Origin of the sequence: Paraburkholderia xenovorans LB400 (genome assembly GCF_000013645.1) — a bacterium.
GTDB lineage: Bacteria > Pseudomonadota > Gammaproteobacteria > Burkholderiales > Burkholderiaceae > Paraburkholderia > Paraburkholderia xenovorans.
This window is the reverse complement of sequence record NC_007951.1, coordinates 1,810,073-1,828,668: the sequence shown is the minus strand read 5'-3', so window position 1 is coordinate 1,828,668 and position 18,596 is coordinate 1,810,073. Positions and strand designations below refer to the sequence as shown.

Here is an 18,596-nt window from a genome sequence, read left to right as displayed (position 1 = left end):
CCGCGCGACGAATCAGACAAGGCTTCCTCAATGGCTCAGGCTCAGGCGCAAGTCCCTCATCCGCCGCTCGAGGGCGCGCAACTGGTGATCGGCACCATCGCGGTGTCGCTCGCCGTTTTCATGAACGTGCTGGATACGTCGATCGCGAACGTCTCGATTCCGTCGATTTCCGGCGACCTCGGCGTGTCGTCCGACCAGGGCACGTGGGTCATCACCTCGTTCGCGGTCGCCAACGCGATCTCCGTGCCGCTCACCGGCTGGCTGACCGAACGCATCGGCCAGGTGCGCCTGTTCATGGCGTCGATCATTCTGTTCGTGATCTCGTCGTGGATGTGCGGGCTCGCGCCGACCCTGCCGTTCCTGCTCGCCTCGCGCGTGTTGCAGGGCGCGGTGGCCGGCCCGATGATCCCGCTGTCGCAAACGCTGCTGCTCGCGAGCTATCCGCGCGCCAAAGCGCCTATGGCGTTATCCATGTGGGCGATGACCACGCTGATCGCGCCGGTGGCGGGCCCGATTCTCGGCGGCTGGATTTCGGACAACATCTCGTGGCCGTGGATTTTCTACGTCAACATTCCGGTCGGTGCGATTGCCGCCGTGGCGACGTGGATGATCTTCCGCAACCGCGATTCGGTTATCAGAAAAGCGCCGATCGACGGCGTCGGTCTCGGTCTGCTGATCGTCTGGGTCGGCTCGCTACAGGTCATGCTCGACAAAGGCAAGGATCTCGACTGGTTTTCGTCGACGACCATCGTCGTACTGGCGCTGGTCGCGGTGATCGCGCTCGCGTTTTTCATCGTGTGGGAGTTGACGGCCGAGCACCCGGTGGTCGACCTGTCGCTGTTCAGCCGGCGCAATTTCACCGGCGGGACTGTCGCGCTGTCCATCGGTTACGGGCTCTATTTCGGCAATCTGGTGCTGCTGCCGTTATGGCTGCAAACCGATATCGGCTACACGGCGACGGAAGCCGGTCTGGTCATGGCGCCGGTCGGCCTGTTCGCCGTGCTGCTGTCGCCGATCACCGGCAAGGTGCTGCCGCGCACCGATCCACGCTATATCGCGACGCTGTCGTTCCTCGTGTTCGCACTGTGTTTCTGGATGCGCTCGCGTTATACGACCGGCGTCGATACGTATTCGCTGCTGGTGCCCACCCTGATTCAAGGGATCGGCATGGCCGGGTTCTTCATTCCGCTGGTGTCGATCACTTTGTCGGGACTGCCGGGCAACCGGATTCCGGCGGCGTCGGGCCTGTCGAATTTCGTGCGGATCATGTGCGGCGGCATCGGCACGTCGATCTTCCAGACCGCGTGGGATCACCGCACGATCATGCATCACGCGCAACTGGCCGAACAGGCTAACGCATACAACCCGGTGTTCGACCAGTCGATCCGGCAGATGGGCGCGGCGGGCTTCACCCAACCGCAAGCGTATGGCCTGTTCAACACGATGGCGACGCAGCAGGCGGCGCAGCTGGGTGTGAACGATCTGTTCTTTGTATCCGCCGGTATCTTTGTCGCGCTGATCGCGCTGATCTGGATCACGAGGCCTGAGCGCGCCGGTGGCGACGCAGGCGCGGCGGCCGCGGCGGCACACTGATTGTCGGCGCCAGTCGCCGCAGCAGACCATATGCAAAAAGGCGGGACCGCTCGATAGCGGTCCCGCCTTTTTTGCTTTGCCTTCGATCGGCCGTGCGCGTTGCGCGCACGGTCTACCGACTGTGCGGTATTTAGCCCGCTGTGGTGACGACCAGCCGCTCGGGCGCCAGCACGCCCTCGCCCTGTTTCGCGACGCCAAGCAGGCGCCCTTGCGCGGCGTACACCCGAACACGCGGCGCATTCACCGCGTCGCCCGTGATGGTCAACTCGGACAGTTTCAACCGCTGACCGTGCAGAAAGCGGCGCGTCGCGTCTTCGTTCAGTTGCACGAGCGGAAAGGTGGACAGCAATGCATCCACCGGCTGCAGCCAGGCGTCGCGCTCGCTTTCGGCGGCGTCGGACAACGCGTCGAGTGTCACCGAATTTTCAAGCGTCAGCGCGCCGACGCCCGTGCGCCGCAGCGCCACCAGATGCGCGCCGCAACCCAACGCCTCGCCGATATCTTCGGCCAGCGTGCGCACATACGTCCCCTTGCTGCATGTCACGCGAAACGTCACGTCCGGCAACGCGCAAGCGAGTATCTCGAGCTTCAGGATCGTCACCTGGCGCCCTTCCCGCTCCACGGTCTGGCCCGCGCGCGCGTACTCGTACAGCGGCTTGCCGTCACGCTTGAGCGCCGAATACATCGGCGGAACCTGGGTGATTTCGCCGATGAATGCCGGCAGCACCGCGTGAATCGCCGCCTCGTCGCACGTCACTTCACGCGTGTCGATTGCTTCGCCTTCGGCGTCGCCGGTGGTCGTGCGAATCCCGAGGCGCATGGTGGCTTCATACGTCTTGTCGGCTTCGAGCAGGTCCTGCGAAAACTTGGTGGCTTCGCCGAAGCAAAGCGGCAGCAAACCGGTGGCCAACGGATCGAGCGTACCGGTGTGGCCCGCTTTTTTTGCCAGATAGAGACGCTTCGCGCGAATCAGCGCGTCGTTACTCGACAGGCCGAGCGGCTTGTCGAGCAGCAGCACGCCGTCGAGCGCGCGACGCGGCACGCGGGGGCGTTGAGATGCGGTCATGACGGAAAGACGAAGTCTTCGATGAATTCGGAAAACAGCTCTGAGCGCAATGCGACTCAGGCAAGGCAGCGAGCGCCGCGGCTAAGCGCGTGCTCAGTCTTCTTTCGCGCGATTGGCGTTCGCCTCGTCGATCAGACGCGACATCTCGACAGCCCGCTCGATCGTCTTGTCGTAGTGGAAATGCAGCGTCGGCACGGTATGAATATGCAAGCGCTTGAACAGCTGATTGTGAAGATGGCCGGCCGCATGCGTGAGCGCTTCGAGCGTCTGTTGCGGATCGCCGGTGAGCGTCGTGAAATAGACCTTGGCGTGTGCATAGTCCGGCGTCAGCTCGACACTTTGAATCGTGACGAGACCGATGCGCGGATCCTTGACCTCGCGCAGCAGCTCGGACAAGTCGCGCTGGATCTGATCTGCGATCTGCACGTTGCGATTAGGAGAAGAACGTTTTTTAGGCATGGTGTTATGTGATCCGCATCTAACGGATGCAAAAAAGTGATTCGCGCCGGCGCGGTACAGACCCCTTGGTGCGGCCGTTTTATCCGGGCGGCATCAAGGCGGCCCGAATAACCGGAAGCTCGACGGCGGGCGCTCCGCGCGACAAACGCGTGGCACCAAAAACAACGGGCGGAGCGGGCGTTAAAGCCCGCTCCGCCCCTAGAGCCGTGCCGCGTGAATTACAGCGAACGCGCGACTTCGGTGACCTCGAAGACTTCGAACTGATCGCCTTCGACGATGTCGTTGAAGTTCTTGATCGACATACCGCACTCGAAGCCCTGACGGACTTCCTTCACGTCGTCCTTGAAACGCTTGAGCGAATCGAGCTCGCCCGTGAAGATGACGACGTTGTTGCGCAGCACGCGCACCGACGACGAGCGCTTGACGAAACCGTCCGTGACCATACAGCCGGCCACCGCGCCGATCTTCGGTACCTTGAAGACCTGACGCACTTCGACCGTACCCGTCACGACTTCGCGCTTCTCCGGCGCCAGCATGCCCGACATCGCGGCCTTCACGTCATCCACTGCGTCGTAGATGATGTTGTAGTAGCGAATATCCACGCCGTTGGCTTCCGCCAGCTTGCGAGCCTGCGCGTCCGCACGGGTGTTGAAGCCGATGATCACCGCCTTCGAAGCCGTTGCCAGGTTGACGTCGGACTCGCTGATGCCGCCCACGGCGCCGTGCACGATCTGCACACGCACTTCGTCGGTGGAAAGCTTGAGCAGCGACTGCACCAGCGCTTCCTGCGAACCCTGCACGTCGGCCTTGACGATGAGCGGCATGTACTGCACTTCGCCTTCGCCCATCTGTTCCAGCATGTTCTCGAGCTTCGCGGCCTGCTGCTTGGCCAGCTTGACGTCGCGGAACTTGCCTTGACGGAACAACGCGACTTCACGCGCCTTGCGTTCGTCCGGCATGACGATGACTTCTTCGCCAGCCTGCGGGACTTCGGAAAGACCCTGAATTTCAACCGGAATCGACGGACCCGCCGACTTGGTCGGCTTGCCGGTTTCGTCGAGCATGGCTCGCACGCGACCGTAAGCGCTACCTGCCAGCACCACGTCGCCACGGTTCAGCGTACCCGACTGCACCAGGATCGTCGCAACCGGACCCTTGCCCTTGTCGAGCTTCGCTTCGATGACGAGACCCTTGGCCGGCGCCTCGACCGGTGCCTTCAGTTCCAGCACTTCGGCTTGCAGCAGCACGTTTTCCAGCAGGTCGTCGATGCCCGCGCCGGTCTTGGCCGACACCGACACGAACGGCGAATCGCCACCATATTCTTCCGGCACGACGCCTTCGGCGACGAGTTCCTGCTTGACGCGCTCCGGATTCGCATCCGGCTTGTCGATCTTGTTGATTGCCACGACGAGCGGCACGCCGCCGGCCTTCGCGTGGGCGATGGCTTCCTTCGTTTGCGGCATCACGCCGTCGTCGGCTGCCACCACCAGAATCACGATGTCGGTCGCCTTCGCGCCGCGGGCACGCATGGCCGTAAAGGCTTCGTGACCCGGCGTGTCGAGGAACGTGATGACGCCGCGCGGCGTTTCGACGTGATAGGCGCCGATATGCTGCGTAATCCCGCCCGCTTCACCCGCTGCAACCTTGGCGCGGCGAATGTAGTCGAGCAGCGAGGTCTTGCCGTGGTCGACGTGACCCATGACCGTGACGACCGGCGGACGCGGCAGCGATTCCGCATCCGACACTTCGCCTTCGACCAGCATGGCTTCCGGATCGTCCAGCTTGGCCGCAACCGCGTGGTGGCCCAGTTCCTCGACGATGATCATCGCCGTTTCCTGGTCCAGCATCTGGTTGATCGTGACCATCTGGCCGAGCTTCATCATCGACTTGATGACTTCCGACGCCTTCACCGCCATCTTGTGCGCCAGATCGGCGACCGTGATGGTTTCCGGCACGTGCACTTCGCGCACGATCGGTTCGGTCGGCGCCTGGAACGTGGTGTTCTGATCCTGATGCTTGCCGCGGCCCTTCGGGCCACCGCGCCAGCCGCGATCGACCCCGCCGCTCGTATCGCCACGGGTCTTGATGCCGCGGCGCTTGGCTGCGTCGTCCTGCCAGCCGCCCTTGCCGCCGCCCGGCTTCTTCTTGTCGCCGGCGGAAGGCGTGGTCGTGGCAGCCGGAGCCGCAGCCGCCGGCTTCTTGGCTGCCGGACGTGCCGGTGCCTCGCCCGCCGGACGCGCCGGCTTGTGCAGCGTGCCTTTGGCTTCCGCGGCCTTGGCCGGCTCGGCGGGCTTCGGTGCCGGTTCCGGCGCCTTGACCTGCGCCTTGCGCGGCGTGTTCATCATTTCGCGAATTGCGCGCGCTTCGGCTTCAGCCGCGGCACGGCGCTTGGCGATTTCTTCCTGCTCGGCACGCGCTTTCTCGGCAGCCTGTCGCGCTGCGTCTTCTGCCTTCTTCGCGGCTTCGCGTTGCGCTGCACGTTCCGCGGCAGCGCGCTCGTCGTCCTGCTCGCTTTGCCTCGCGACCACCGGCTCCGCTGCCTTGGCCGCTACCGGCTCCGCCTTTGCGGCGGCCGGTTGTGCGGCTTGTGCCGGCTTCGAAGCCTGGGTCTGCTGCTCGCGAGCCGCCGCCTCGGCCGCAGCCGCTGCGCGCTTCTTCGCTGCTTCTTCTTCGGCACGACGACGCTCGACTTCGGCAGCCGCTTCACGCGCCTGACGTTCCGCTTCTTCGCGTTCGAGTTGTTCCTGGCGCGCCTTCAGCTCCTGAGCCTGCTTTTCGAGCAGTTCGGCTTCGTGACGAGCTTCCTCTTCACGACGCTGGAGCTCCAGATCGTCGACCTCGGCCTCGGCCACATGATTCGATGCATCTCCGTTTTCAGCGGAGGTTTCGTCGCGGCGGACGAAAGTGCGCTTCTTCCGCACCTCGACCTGAATGGTGCGAGCTTTGCCCGTCGCATCGGATTGCTTGATTTCCGACGTATGCCGTTTCGTCAGCGTGATCTTGCGCTTGTCAGCATCAGTCGAGCCGTGAGACTTGCGCAAGTGGTCGAGCAGACGCGCCTTGTCCGTTTCGGACAAGCTGTCGTCTTCGCTCGCTTTTGTGACGCCCGCCGCCTGCAGCTGCTCAAGCAGCACGCCTGCAGGCATTTTCAGTTCCGCGGCAAATTGGGCTACGTTGTTACTCGCCATTCATTCCTCTTAATGCAAGGACCGATTCCTTGCGGTTAGCATCGGGTCATGCGGCCTGACGGCCGCTTCAATTTAGTGCGCCATGGTCATTTCTCACTGGAACCAGTGTTCACGTGCTTTCATGATCAACGCCTTAGCGGCATCCTCTTCCATTCCGGTCATCTCGACCAGTTCATCCACAGCCAGCTCGGCGAGTTCGTCGCGCGTCTGGATCTGATGTTCGGCCAGTTTTGCGAGCAGGTCGGCGTCCATGCCGTCCAGGCTCTTCAGGTCGAGCGCTACATTTTCGACCTTTTCTTCATTCGCGATCGCCAGCGTCAACAGCGCGTCGCGCGAGCGATTACGCAGTTCGTGAACGGTGTCTTCGTCGAATGCTTCGATTTCGAGCATTTCGTTGAGCGGCACATAGGCGATCTCTTCGAGGCTCGTAAAGCCTTCGTCGATCAGGATGTCGGCCACTTCTTCGTCGACATCGAGACGCGCCATGAACAGGTCACGCAGTACGCCGCGTTCCTGATTCTGCTTCTGCGCAGATTCGTCCGGCGTCATGATGTTGATCTGCCAGCCGGTGAGTTCGCTGGCAAGACGGACGTTCTGGCCGCTGCGGCCGATCGCGACCGCCAGTTCGTTTTCGTCTACGACGACGTCCATCGAATGCTTTTCTTCATCGACGACGATCGACTGGACGGCTGCCGGCGCGAGCGCGCCGATCACGAACTGTGCGGGATCTTCCGACCATAGCACGATGTCGACGTTTTCGCCACCGAGCTCGTTACGTACAGCCTGCACGCGCGAACCGCGAATGCCGACGCAGGTGCCGATCGGATCGATGCGCTTGTCGTATGCGACCACGCCGATCTTGGCGCGCACGCCCGGATCTCGCGCGGCCGCCTTGATTTCCAGCAAACCCTGTTCGATTTCCGGCACTTCCATTTCGAACAGCTTCATCAGGAATTCGGGCGCCGTACGCGAGAGTTCGATCTGCGGACCGCGCGCGGTGCGATCGACCTTCGCGATGTAGGCGCGCACGCGGTCGCCCACGCGCAGGTTTTCCTTCGGAATCAGCTGGTCGCGGCGCAGCAGCGCCTCGACACGGCCGGTTTCGACGATGAAGTTGCCTTTATCCAGGCGCTTCACCGAGCCGGTCATGATGTGCTCGCCGCGCTCGAGGAAGTCGTTCAGGATCTGTTCGCGTTCGGCGTCGCGCACCTTCTGCAGGATCACCTGCTTGGCGGCCTGCGCGCCGATACGGCCGAACTCGATCGACGGCACCGGCTCTTCGATGTACTCGTCGAGCTGGATCTCGGGCTTCTGCTCGCGTGCTTCGAACAGCAGGATTTCCTGATCCGGCTCCTGCAAACCGGCTTCGTCCGGCACCACCTTCCAGCGGCGAAACGTTTCGTGCTCGCCGCTTTCACGGTCGATATGGACGCGGATATCCGCATCTTCTTCGAAGAGTTTCTTGGAGGCCGAAGCGAGAGCCGCTTCGAGCGCGGCAAATACCACGTCTTTGTCGACATTCTTCTCGCGTGCCAGCGCATCCACCAGCATCAACACTTCGCGACTCATTGTTTGCGGCTCCTAAAGTCAACTTTCGGAACGAGGCGTGCTTTGTCCATGTCCGCGAGCGTGAAATCGAGCATCGCGGCGCCTTCCTTCCCTTCAAATTCCAGACCGATCGTCTCGCCTTGCGGAGCATGCAGAATGCCCCGGTACGATTTCCGTCCGTCCAATGGCTTTTTCAATGTGATTACCACTTCGCTGCCTGCGAAGCGTTCAAAATCCGCCAATTTCTTCAGCGGGCGGTCGAGACCCGGCGACGACACTTCAAGCCGCTCGTAATCGATATTTTCGACCGTCAGAACATGCTGGAGCTGACGCGTGACTTTCTCGCAGTCTTCGATCGCAATGCCGGCCGGCTGGTCGATATAAATACACAACATGCCGCGCCCGGTGCGCTCGAGATCGACGAGCTCGTAGCCGAGTCCCACGACCGTGGTTTCAATCAGTTCCGTCAGTTGCACAATGCCCTCTTAGATGTTCGCGCAGCGAGCCTGCCGCCTGTTCTGCAAACAACCAATGCGGGCCGCGCGCCAAGCCGGCGCACGTTCGTGCTACCCGAGATGCCGAACCACTGAGAACTGAGCGGCAAAAAAAAATGGGCTAAACGCCCATCATCTTATTACCGGTGGTCGCACCTGAGCCGCACATAAAAAGCCGCACGCCCAGCGACTTCGCGATTGTAGCCATTTTTCAGGACAAACGCAAACCGCAGAACGCCGCCCAACGCGCATTTCCGCTTGATTTCATGCGAATCCTGCAACGATATGGCGACGCTTGCGGCCTTTTGCAAGGCGGCCCGCGCCGCCTCGTATTCACACGGAACTGGCTAGGCAAGTGAAATCTGCCCCCACTTCCGCCGATGCCATGTTTTTATGTGCCGTATGAAAACTGGGAGGCACGAAACCGGGGGCGTCGATCGGCTACGACGGTGGCTGACGAAAATCGCTAAAGAACGATGAGCGGCCGACCGCCATGCAGGACCTGCCTATTGCTCGACGGCCACTGCTCGACGGCCACTGCTCAACGGCCACGCGAACGGCCGCGCGGTGCGCCGCCGCCGCGATTGGCGCCGCCCGGACTGGCGTTTCCGCCGCCCGCGCGATTGGCGTTGCCGCCCCGATTGCCGGCCGGGCCGCGGTTGTTGCCGCCATTGCCCGGATTGGCACCGGCACCGGCACCGCCGACACGCTTGCCGCCGCCTGCCGCACGATTGCCATTGCCCGACGGCGCGCGGTTGCCGTCGACTTCACGGCCGCCACGCGGGCCGCCCGCACCCCCACCCGCGCCCATCGGGCCGCCGAAGCCACCGGCGCTGCGGCCGGCACCGCGATTGCCATAGCCGCCGCCAAAACCCGCGCCCGCGCCGCCAGCAAAACCGCCGCCTGCCGCACCACCGCGCCGCCCCTGGCCGCGTGGCGGCTGCTGATCGAAACGGCCATGCGACATCAACACCGGCTCACGGTTAATGAAACCCATCGACGTTTGCATCGGATCCGGCTGCTTGCGTTCCGGCGCCGCATTGCGGCTGCCGCGCTCTTCAGTCGGCGCCTTCAGGCCCACCGACGCCATCAGTGCACGCACCTGGTTGTCTTCCAACTCTTCCCAACGACCGCGCTTGAGCCCCTTGGGCAGCGAGATCGGGCCGTGACGGGTACGGATCAGGCGGCTGACCATCAGGCCGGCCGCTTCGAACATACGACGCACTTCGCGGTTACGCCCTTCGGCGAGCGCGACGTGATACCAGTGATTGGTGCCTTCGCCGCCGCCGTCGCGAATCCGCAGGAAGTTCGCCGGGCCGTCGTCCAGCTCGACGCCATGCAGAAGCTTCTGACGCATGCCTTCGGCCAGTTCGCCGACCACGCGCACCGCATATTCACGCTCGACGCTATAACGCGGGTGCATGAAACGGTTCGCCAGATCGCCCGACGTGGTCAGCATCAGCAGACCTTCCGTGTTGAAATCGAGACGGCCGACCGCGAGCCACTTGGCGGTTTTCATCGGCGGCAGCTTGTCGAACACCGAAGGACGGCCTTCCGGATCGGCATGGCTGACGATTTCGCCGGTCGGTTTGTGATACAGCAGCACACGCGGCGGCTTGCTGGCCAGTTTGCGCTTGACCGGCTTGCCGTTGATGCGAACCTGGTCGGTCGGCATGATGCGCTGGCCGATATGAGCCGGCTCGCCATTCACCGACACCCGGCCGGCAACGATCAGCTCTTCCATGTCGCGGCGCGAACCCATGCCGGCTTCGGCCAGCACTTTGTGCAGCTTTGGTGCGTCGTCGTCCGCGGCGAGTACGCGCTTGGGCGCGACCGGCTTGCCACGACGCAGCATCGGAGCGCGCACGCCGCCGGTGGCGCTGTTGTCCGCGTCGAAGGCGGGCGACGTGACGTACGAGAACAGATCGTCCTGACCCGCCTCCGTCGCAACCGCCGGCGCTTCACCGCCGCGGCGATTCTGACGCTGGCCGCCTTCGCGCGGCTGACCTTCACGCGGCTGACGCTCGCGCTGGCCTTCGCGAGGTGCGCCTTCACGTGCGGCACCTTCACGCGGCGCGCCTTCGCGGCGCGCGCCGCCTGCATTGCGCCGCGATCCCTGACCCTTGGCGCCTGCATCCTTGCGCGGCATACGCACTTGCGCGACGACCTCGCCATCCGGTGGCGCCTCGCCGACAACCGGCGCCTCCTGCGCGGCGGCGCCTTCGGCGCCCTTCGTCTTCGCGCCGGCGCGGCGCCGCGCGATCAGGCTGCGCGGCCCGCGACGCAGGCCGCGGCGCGGACGGTCTTCACCGTCTGCTTCCGTGGTCTGCGCCGGGCGCTCGCCCTCGCCTGCCGACGCTTGAGTGGTGCGCGTTTCGTCGGCGCGAGCCGATGGCACGGCGCGCTCGGATTCGGACGAATCGGTGTCGTGGGTATGTGTCAAAACAACCTCAAAATGTCAGGTCGCGCACGCCCGTTGCGGGCGTGGCAAAAAAAGTTCGGTTACGTCAGGCGCTGCGCGACTCGGGTTCGTCGTCGGTCAGAATGCCTGCGTCCTGCGCCGCATCGCGACGATCCTCTGGATCGCCGTGCGCCGCCTTGGTCGGGTTCGGCTCGGCGGCGTGCTCCGTATTGCGGAGTACGCCCGAGTCGTGCGCGGGTATTGCCGGATCGGTCTGGGAGACCGGATCGTGATTCTCTGCGGCCCCGGCGGAGCCGGTCTGCACTGCAACGTTTTCCACGTGCGCCGTTTCGGCATGTTCCTGCGCGGCGGGCGCATCAGGCGCGTCCGGATGCGAGCCGGATGCCGGTGCGATTTCCACTGCGCTGTCGGTTACTTTGGCCACTTCGGCCACTTTGGCCGCGTGTGCCGATTCCACCGGCTCGGCGTGCTGCTTCGGATGCGCCTCGGCCAGTTCGCCAGCGATTTCCGTTCCCGACGTCTCGCCTGCCGTTTCGGGCTGGCTACCATCGGCATGGCTGTTCGCGCCTGCGTCTGCGGAATCGGACTGCAACGGCTCGCCCACGGTCGGAGGAATATCCTGCGGCTCGCCAGTGGCAGCTGTGCCGACAAGCGTGTCTGTGGCAGCGCCCGCTTCAATTACGCCGGAATCTACCTGTTCTTCGAGCGCGCCATCTTCGCCCGGGGTTACAGCCTGCACGGTATCGGCGTCGGCGAATTCGATTGCATGCTGGCCGAGCAGATCCGCGTTCAGCTGCGCCGACGGATCCGCAAGCGGCGGCAATTCGTCGAGCGCCTTCAGCCCCAGGTCGTCGAGGAACTGCCGCGTAGTCGCGTACAGCGCGGGACGGCCCGGCACGTCACGATGACCGATCACTTCGATCCAGTTACGGTCTTCGAGCTGCTTGACGACCTGCGTATTCACCGTGACGCCGCGAATCTCTTCGATATCGCCGCGCGTGACCGGCTGCCGGTAGGCAATGATCGCGAGCGTTTCGAGCACCGCGCGCGAATATTTCGGCGGTTTCTCAGGATGCAAGCGATCCAGATACGAACGCATTGCGGGCTTGCTTTGAAACCGCCAGCCCGACGCCAGCCCGACCAACTCCACACCGCGCCCAGACCAATCCTGCCTGAGGTCTTCGAGCAAAGTCCGAACGGTGTCTGCCGACACGCCGTCGGCAAAGAGCTTGCGCAACTCGCCGAGCTTTAACGGCTCCTGCGCGCAGATCAAGGCAGTCTCGAGGACGATCTTCGCCTCTTGGGTATTCATGCAGCTAGGTCAGACCCTGTGGTCAAAGAACCGGATCAAACAGACGATGTGGAACTGAAGACGCGCTCGCCCGATTCTGATCGGTCATATTGATGGGAGCACGCACCGGGGGGAGGCGAAACAGACAATCGAACCAAACCCAGCCGGACGGAGCAGCGATATTCCTGAAAGGAATCGCGTGACTGAGCGCCATATTACGCAAAAACAATCAGTGCGTAAAGATGAAATCCCCCGCGCATTTTCCGGCCCTGCCTTCACGGACGTGCTTTGGCGAAAAAGCGGGGCTTGATTGAACGGAAAGCCGCGCTTTCCGGCTGTGGTTCGCCCGCTTGGCTCGAGTTTGCTCAAAAGTGTTTTGCGCAGCAGCCTTTTCCGCCCTGCACTCAGCGGGCCGTTGCCCGGTGCGCGAGGAATCGCTTCAGACGCTCGACGCCCGCGTCCAGCCGCGCCGTGTCGCAGGCATAGCACCAGCGGACGAAACCCTCGCCTTGTGGACCAAACGCGCTGCCAGGCGCCACGCCGAGTCCCACATCGCGCACCATCGCCTTGCACAGCTCCAGACTGTGCGACGCGCCGGGCATCGAGAAAAACAGGTACATCGCGCCCGGCGGCGCCTTCACGTCGACGGCCGGCACGGCACTGAGCGCGCGCACCAGATGATCGCGCGACGCCTTCAGGTCGCGCACCAGATCCCGCGCAAAGGATTCGCCCTGTTCGATAGCCGCGATGCCCGCGTGCTGAACGAACGCCGGCGCGCACGAGGTGTTGTACTCGACGAGCTTGCCCAGATCGTCCATCAACGAGGCGGGCGCGACGATCCAGCCGAGCCGCCAGACTGTCATCAACCACGCCTTGGAAAACGAATTGACGCAGATCACGCGTTCGTCGCGCGCGGCGAGATCGAGGAACGACGGCGCGGTACGCGGCGGCGCGCCGGGATCGGCGGGATCGGCGTCCGCGTAGTAAAGGCGCTCGTAGACTTCGTCCGCGACGATCCAGATGCCGTGGCGCCGGCAATGCGCCAGCACGGCGCGCTGCTCGTCGCGGCTCATTACCCAGCCGGTCGGATTATTCGGCGAGTTGATCAGCAGCATTTTCGTGTCGGGCGTCAGCGCCGCCAGCAATTGCTCGAGGTCGAGCTGCCAGCCGTGCTCGCCGTAGCCCAGCGCAACGGTTTCGACCTGCGCGCCGAGAATCTTCGGAATCTCGACCAGATTCGGCCAGAGCGGCGTGACCGCCACGACGCGGTCGCCCGCGCCCACCACGAGCTGCGCCGCGAGCATCAACGCATTGACGCCCGCGCTCGTCACTGCGATGTGCTCCGGCGCTGTCGCGCCGTGCAGCTTGCTGACATAGCCCGCGAGCGCGGCGCGCAGCGGTGCGATGCCCAGGTTGTGCGTGTAGAAGGTCGCGCCCGCGGCCAGCGCGGCGCTCGCGGCGTCGCGGATAAAGGCCGGCGTGACGCGATCGGACTCGCCGAACCAGAAAGGCAGTACGTCGTCGACGCCGAAGCCGGCGTTGGCGACTTCACGGATCTGCGAAGGACGCAGCGCGCGCACGGCGTCGCGCGCATTAGGGAAGGACGGCATGGGCAGATCCGATTCGCTCATTGATGCTTCCAGACGGATGAAGGGCGTGGAGTGAAATTCAGCGGAGGCGACAGTTTAGCGCGGCGCTTCGTTTCGAGACGGCGAAGGCGCCGGGTTAAGGGCGCCGGGTTAAGGGTGCCGGTTAAGGGTGCCGGGTTAAGGGCGCCGGGTTAAGGGCGCCGGGTTAAGGGTGCCGGTTAAGGGTGCCGGTTAAGGGTGCCGGTTAAGGGTGCCGGGTAAGGGTGCCGGGTTAAGGGTGCCGGGTTAAGGGCGCCGGGCTTAAGAACCGCCGAACGCGAAGTCGCCAACCTCAAAGCCGCCGGCTGCGCATACGCCGCCTCGAAATCTCCGTGGACGATCAACCACGGAAAGCTCGCTCATGACGCGCTTTTTTGCCTCCCAACGCGCGCTTGCCAAGCCCAGCGAAGCATCAAGCTCACCGTGCCGCAAATAACCCGGAACTACGCCAGGTCCTCCGCCCGCCCCGGCAATTGGCGAATCAGCCCCCACACCGCCTCCGCCGCCGGCGACAGCGAGCGGTCACGCCGGCGCACCAGTTCGACCGTTCGCTCGGCGCGCGGCACGAGCGGCCGGGCAACCAGCGAGGCGCCAGCCGGCAGCGGCAATGCCAGCCACGGCAGCACGCTCACGCCGACACCCGCCTCGACCAGCCCGAAAACGGTCGCGGAATGCCCCAGCTCCTGCACCACCGTGGCGCTCACGCCGTATTCCTGCATCACGGCGTCGATGATCGGCCGGCTGCCCGACGCGTAATCGAGCATGACGAGCTGCTGGCCTTCCAGGTCCGTCCAGGCTACCCGCTCCTGGGCCGCCAGCGGATTATCGTCGCGGCAAACGACGCAGAACGAGTCCGTCATCAGCGATTCGCTGAGCAGGTCGTCCGCGGCGAATGGGCCGATGATCACGCCGAAGTCGACTTCGCCCGACTTGACCTTGCGCACCACGTCGCTCTGAACGTCGTCGCGCAGACCCAGCGCGACGTAGGGAAACTGCTGCCCGCACGCGGCCACCACGCGCGGCATGAGCCGGCAGGCCACCGTCGGGCTCGCGGCCACCACCACCCGTCCGCGACGCTGCTCGCCGATTTCGCGAATCTCGCGCAGTGCGTCGTCCAGATCCGTCAGCAGACGCGACACGCTCGACACCAGGTTGCCGCCCACGTCCGTGAGCTGCACCTCGCGGGTGGTGCGATCGATCAGCTTGAGGCCGATCTCGCTCTCCAGTTCGCGCACGCAGCGGCTGACGGCCGACTGCGTCAGGCCGATTTCATCGCCGGCCCGGCTGAAGCTTTGCAGACGGGCGACCTCGATGAAAACCCTAAGCTGGCGCAGCGTGACATTCATTTACCGACCTCATCAATTGCATCATTTGATGCGCATTGTATGGCGAAAGTCAGCACCATGTTCGCTTTCAGCGATCACGCTGCAATGCGGCAATAAGGCGCGAACGCACGCTGGCCGGGCCTGATTGCACAAGATTGGTGATTGTCCCGATTTGCGAGATGGGTTTTTTGGATTCTTATACGCCCCTAGCTAGCGCCCGCGCTGGCCCGCTGTCACGGGGCTTTCAGGCGGTTGGACTCAACTTGGCACACTTCCTGCATTTACCTGCACACAAGGGTCGGCGCCATGATTCTGACTGCAAAGCAGACCGTGGCAAGCCCGACCCTCCTTGGCACCCGCCTATCGGGTGCATGGAGAGTGCGCGGCGCGGGGCAGCGCACCGGAGTTAGCTTCGCTGAGGTGAAACATGATGCTGTTCGACGATTTGAGAGACAACGAGTGGGCGCTGGTCGAAGCGTTGTTCTGTGCGGAGCCAGCACGGAGCGAACGGCGCGGTCGGCCACGCGTGGAAGCGCGCGCGGTTGTCAACGCCGTGCTGTGGGTGCTGTCGACGGGCGAAGGCTGGTCCAAACTGCCGGGCCGTTATCCGTCGCCGCCGACTTGCCGCCGTCGCTTCGACGAGTGGCAAGCCGATGGTACGCTCGCCGAAATAGTCAAGCGACTCGGCACGAGCGGCCGCGAAATTTCGCTGCGCGGCCGTATCGGCGCCACCGCCGCGAAGCCGCCGGCACCGCCGAGCCGTGACCGTCTGCGCGGCGCGTTCTGGACCAATCCGGAATCGTGGCGCGCGCCGGTCAAGATGGCCTGACGCGAACTGCTTCACGGCCGGGCGCTTGCGGGCGCCCGGCGTATATCTGTTCCTCGGGTCGCATTGCGCTGCAAGCCGGCGCTCGCCGCATCCGTCATGGGCACCGCTCTCCGGCGCGCCCAACAGAGTCGTCCCTCCTGTCACCCCCAGCCCGACTGTGCGCTGCTTCAGACGTCTGAAGCAGCGCGTTGGTTGCTGGTGAAACATCCATTTACTATTACTTACAGCGTGCTTTCGCGACTGGGCATACCTTATGTGTATGCAAACAGGCCTTGAGTCAATCGGCTTGACGGGAGCTCAGCATGAAACCAATGTCACTGCTTCTGTGCGGCATTGTCGTTTCATCAATGGCCGCACCGGCGCTCGCACAGCAGCGCCAACAGGCTTGGAACTGGCGGCCGGATCGGGCGGCCACTGTCGAAGCCTGGCAGCAAGGCGATACGCGCGCGCACGAATTCACGCCGCCTGCGCCACGCGGAGACTTGCGCGGCGATATCGCCAGTAACGTTCGCACGCGGCCGGAGGCGCCTCGCCAGGATCCGACGCGCCGGCATTAGGCAACCTGCGTATGGGTAGCGACTCCCGCCCGCAAGACAGCGTTGCGGACATCGATTAATTGGGGGAACCACCCCGCCTTATGGCAGTCTGATTTAGCGCCATTAGCACAGCGTGGCAGTAGTAATTCCGGTACGCCCGTATCCTCGCGATACGGGCTTTTTTTGCGCCTTTCTTGCGGCCATTGTGCGCAACCAGCGCCTGCGGACGCGCAAAGCGTCCGGCGCGGCACAGGTGCGTTACACGTGGATTACGCAGTAGAAGATTGGAGCAACGGAATCACCGCCGGCCGCGTCGAGCGGCCGGGGAAACAATGCCTGCCAGCCTGCCGGACCTAGGGCCGGACTTCGAGCGCGGCGGCAGCCCGCGTGTCGGCTGTAGCGACGACGTAGTCGTTCATTCGCTGTGCAGTCCAGCTGAGCAGGCGCTCGTCGTGTGCTAGCCGCGCGAACTCCGCTCTGCCCCGCTCGGTGAGCACGGCGATATCAACCGGTGCATGAAAACCCGGAGCCGGTGCGACAGTGCGCTGCCGAACGGTGTCCATCAAGCCTAGTGCGCGAAGATATTGAAAGACGCCCGGCCTTCTGGCCCAAGGGACCTGGCGATATTGCGCCCGCCGCAGCGCTTCAAGTACCGCTTCGTTGGAATACGTGGTCATCTCACTTCTTTCTTAAAGTGCAGCTATGACACATCCATGCCAACACGTCACCGCGCCACCAGCGACGCGCATAGCACCCGCCCTTGGCTGGAAGCTGGCTGCCACTTGTGCAACCGAATTCCGCCAGGTGCTGCCTGGTCTCGTTTTCGGAACCCCCGACTGAACGGCATGTTAGCGTTCTGTCCACGAACCGACGATGCAACCGCTGCGGCGCGATAACAAGCCCGTGGATTTGTCCCGAAAGACATACGTTACCCCATTTAAATTGATTCTATTCATTTTATTAGCGCTTTTTTTTGCAGCAATCGTGCTATGGAAGCGTGTCAGGCGGCCGCTCGCCGTCTGTACCGCAGCCTTGTTCTGGCTGCTCGCCGCCGGCTGGCTGACCGCGCCCCTGCTGCATCTCGCGCAGCCGCGCTCGCAGACCGACGCGCCCGCCCGGTTCGCGCCGCGCACCGCGATCATCATGCTGGGCGGCGGCACGGTCTACGACGACAACCACGTGCTCGTGCCACCGCGCGACGTGCTCGCACGCATCACGGCGAGCGCGCAGAACTATGCCGCCTGCAAACGTGCGGAGGCCACCTGCCACGTGATCGTGAGCGGCGGCAATCCGCAGCGGCACAGCGCGACCGAGGCCGATACCTATCTGCCTTATCTGTTGCGCCAGCAGGTGCCGCGCGCGGACATCGTGCTGGAAAACAGCAGCCGTACCACCTATGAAAATGCGCGTAACGTGTCCGCCATTCTGGAGGGCTCACGTTACGATTCGTTGATCCTCGTTACCTCCGCCTACCAGATGCCGCGCGCCATGCTCGACTTCCACCGCTTCGGCTTTGCCCCCCAACCCATGATTTCCAACGCGCGGCGCGCACGTCTCGGTGTACTACCGCGTTATGACAATCTGGTGAGCGCGGAGATCGCACTGCATGAACTGATCGGGATTGCACAATTTCATGTCTATCGCGCAATCGGCTGGTTCTAGAATCCAGACACATCCATACAGCATCGCAAGCCGGTTTATTTAGAAATGCGAAGGTTGTTGTCCGGCGCTAAACCCTTGTTGTGACACACACGTGAAATCAGCCCGCATCGCGACGGCGCCTGATCGTAACAAGATGTAACGAATTGTCATCGCACTTACAAATCCGTCTGCTGGAGCGGATATTGCTGATTAGAATGCAGTGTCTTTCCATCTGGACAGGCAACTACTCGGGTCCACAACCACTCTGCGGAGGTAGCAATGAAGAAAGTGTCCCTGGCGATCCTGGTTTCCCTCAGTGCCGTAACGGGCGCGGCTTATGCGCAGGACAACGGCGTCATGATGAGCACCGATCCGGCCAAGGCCGCCGACGTCGAGCAGCGTGCGCAAGATTTGCAAAACCGCCAGCAAGCAATGGAAAGCGCACCGGCCGCGCCAATGAAACACCACAAGGGAGGCATGCATCACAAGAAGGCTCCCAAGGCGGACGCCGGGTCTTAAGCACCCGGGTCGCAAGCGCAATTACCGACTCACCTGCGGCCATGCCGCGAAGGTGAA

General features: G+C 63.6%; 13 protein-coding genes and 2 pseudogenes. 5 read left to right on the top strand and 10 right to left on the bottom strand.

All coding sequences use genetic code 11. The annotated features are described in order from the left end of the window. Positions 1-1,593, top strand: a pseudogene (locus BXE_RS08015) (DHA2 family efflux MFS transporter permease subunit); the annotation flags it as partial. A 130-nt stretch (positions 1,594-1,723) separates the two neighbouring features. Here the strand turns inward: BXE_RS08015 and truB are convergent. The 9 genes from truB to BXE_RS07970 form a co-directional block, all read right to left on the bottom strand. After that, positions 1,724-2,659: a tRNA pseudouridine(55) synthase TruB gene (truB, locus tag BXE_RS08010; RefSeq protein ID WP_011487848.1), complete on the bottom strand. Its 936-nt coding sequence runs from the start codon at positions 2,657-2,659 to the stop codon at positions 1,724-1,726. A gap of 93 nt (positions 2,660-2,752) precedes the next feature. Next, positions 2,753-3,118, bottom strand: a complete 366-nt coding sequence (gene rbfA / locus BXE_RS08005) for a 30S ribosome-binding factor RbfA (RefSeq protein WP_011487847.1) — start codon at positions 3,116-3,118, stop codon at positions 2,753-2,755. A gap of 218 nt (positions 3,119-3,336) precedes the next feature. Then, positions 3,337-6,306, bottom strand: coding sequence for a translation initiation factor IF-2 (gene infB / locus BXE_RS08000; RefSeq protein ID WP_011487846.1), 2,970 nt, complete (start codon positions 6,304-6,306; stop codon positions 3,337-3,339). 93 nt (positions 6,307-6,399) lie between these two features. Next, a complete protein-coding gene (gene nusA / locus BXE_RS07995; RefSeq protein WP_007182296.1) occupies positions 6,400-7,875 on the bottom strand; it encodes a transcription termination factor NusA in 1,476 nt (491 codons plus the stop codon). After that, the gene (gene rimP, locus BXE_RS07990) at positions 7,872-8,330 is read right to left on the bottom strand and encodes a ribosome maturation factor RimP (RefSeq protein WP_007182297.1); all 459 of its coding nucleotides are present in this window, start codon (positions 8,328-8,330) and stop codon (positions 7,872-7,874) included. The genes nusA and rimP overlap by 4 nt, the downstream gene beginning before the upstream one ends. A gap of 559 nt (positions 8,331-8,889) precedes the next feature. Beyond that, positions 8,890-10,791, bottom strand: coding sequence for a 23S rRNA pseudouridine(2605) synthase RluB (gene rluB, locus BXE_RS07985; protein ID WP_011487845.1), 1,902 nt, complete (start codon positions 10,789-10,791; stop codon positions 8,890-8,892). Positions 10,792-10,855: 64 nt separating this feature from the next. Beyond that, positions 10,856-12,082: an SMC-Scp complex subunit ScpB gene (scpB, locus tag BXE_RS07980; RefSeq protein WP_011487844.1), complete on the bottom strand. Its 1,227-nt coding sequence runs from the start codon at positions 12,080-12,082 to the stop codon at positions 10,856-10,858. Between the two features lie 383 nt (positions 12,083-12,465). Continuing rightward, a complete protein-coding gene (locus tag BXE_RS07975) occupies positions 12,466-13,692 on the bottom strand; it encodes a pyridoxal phosphate-dependent aminotransferase (RefSeq protein ID WP_011487843.1) in 1,227 nt (408 codons plus the stop codon). Positions 13,693-14,132: 440 nt separating this feature from the next. Then, positions 14,133-15,035, bottom strand: coding sequence for a LysR family transcriptional regulator (locus BXE_RS07970; protein WP_011487842.1), 903 nt, complete (start codon positions 15,033-15,035; stop codon positions 14,133-14,135). Between the two features lie 409 nt (positions 15,036-15,444). Between BXE_RS07970 and BXE_RS07965 the strand changes: the two are divergent. After that, positions 15,445-15,840 (top strand): annotated as a pseudogene (locus tag BXE_RS07965) (transposase); the annotation flags it as partial. A gap of 305 nt (positions 15,841-16,145) precedes the next feature. After that, positions 16,146-16,400 (top strand): hypothetical protein, encoded by a 255-nt coding sequence (locus BXE_RS07960; RefSeq protein WP_011487840.1) that lies wholly within the window; start codon positions 16,146-16,148, stop codon positions 16,398-16,400. A gap of 332 nt (positions 16,401-16,732) precedes the next feature. Here the strand turns inward: BXE_RS07960 and BXE_RS07955 are convergent, their stop codons facing one another. After that, a complete protein-coding gene (locus BXE_RS07955) occupies positions 16,733-17,056 on the bottom strand; it encodes a hypothetical protein (protein ID WP_011487839.1) in 324 nt (107 codons plus the stop codon). Between the two features lie 265 nt (positions 17,057-17,321). Between BXE_RS07955 and BXE_RS07950 the strand changes: the two genes are divergently transcribed. Continuing rightward, on the top strand, positions 17,322-18,041 hold the full coding sequence (locus BXE_RS07950) for a YdcF family protein (protein ID WP_233518798.1): 720 nt from the start codon (positions 17,322-17,324) through the stop codon (positions 18,039-18,041). Positions 18,042-18,299: 258 nt separating this feature from the next. After that, positions 18,300-18,539, top strand: coding sequence for a hypothetical protein (locus BXE_RS07945; RefSeq protein WP_011487837.1), 240 nt, complete (start codon positions 18,300-18,302; stop codon positions 18,537-18,539). Positions 18,540-18,596: the final 57 nt, after the last annotated feature.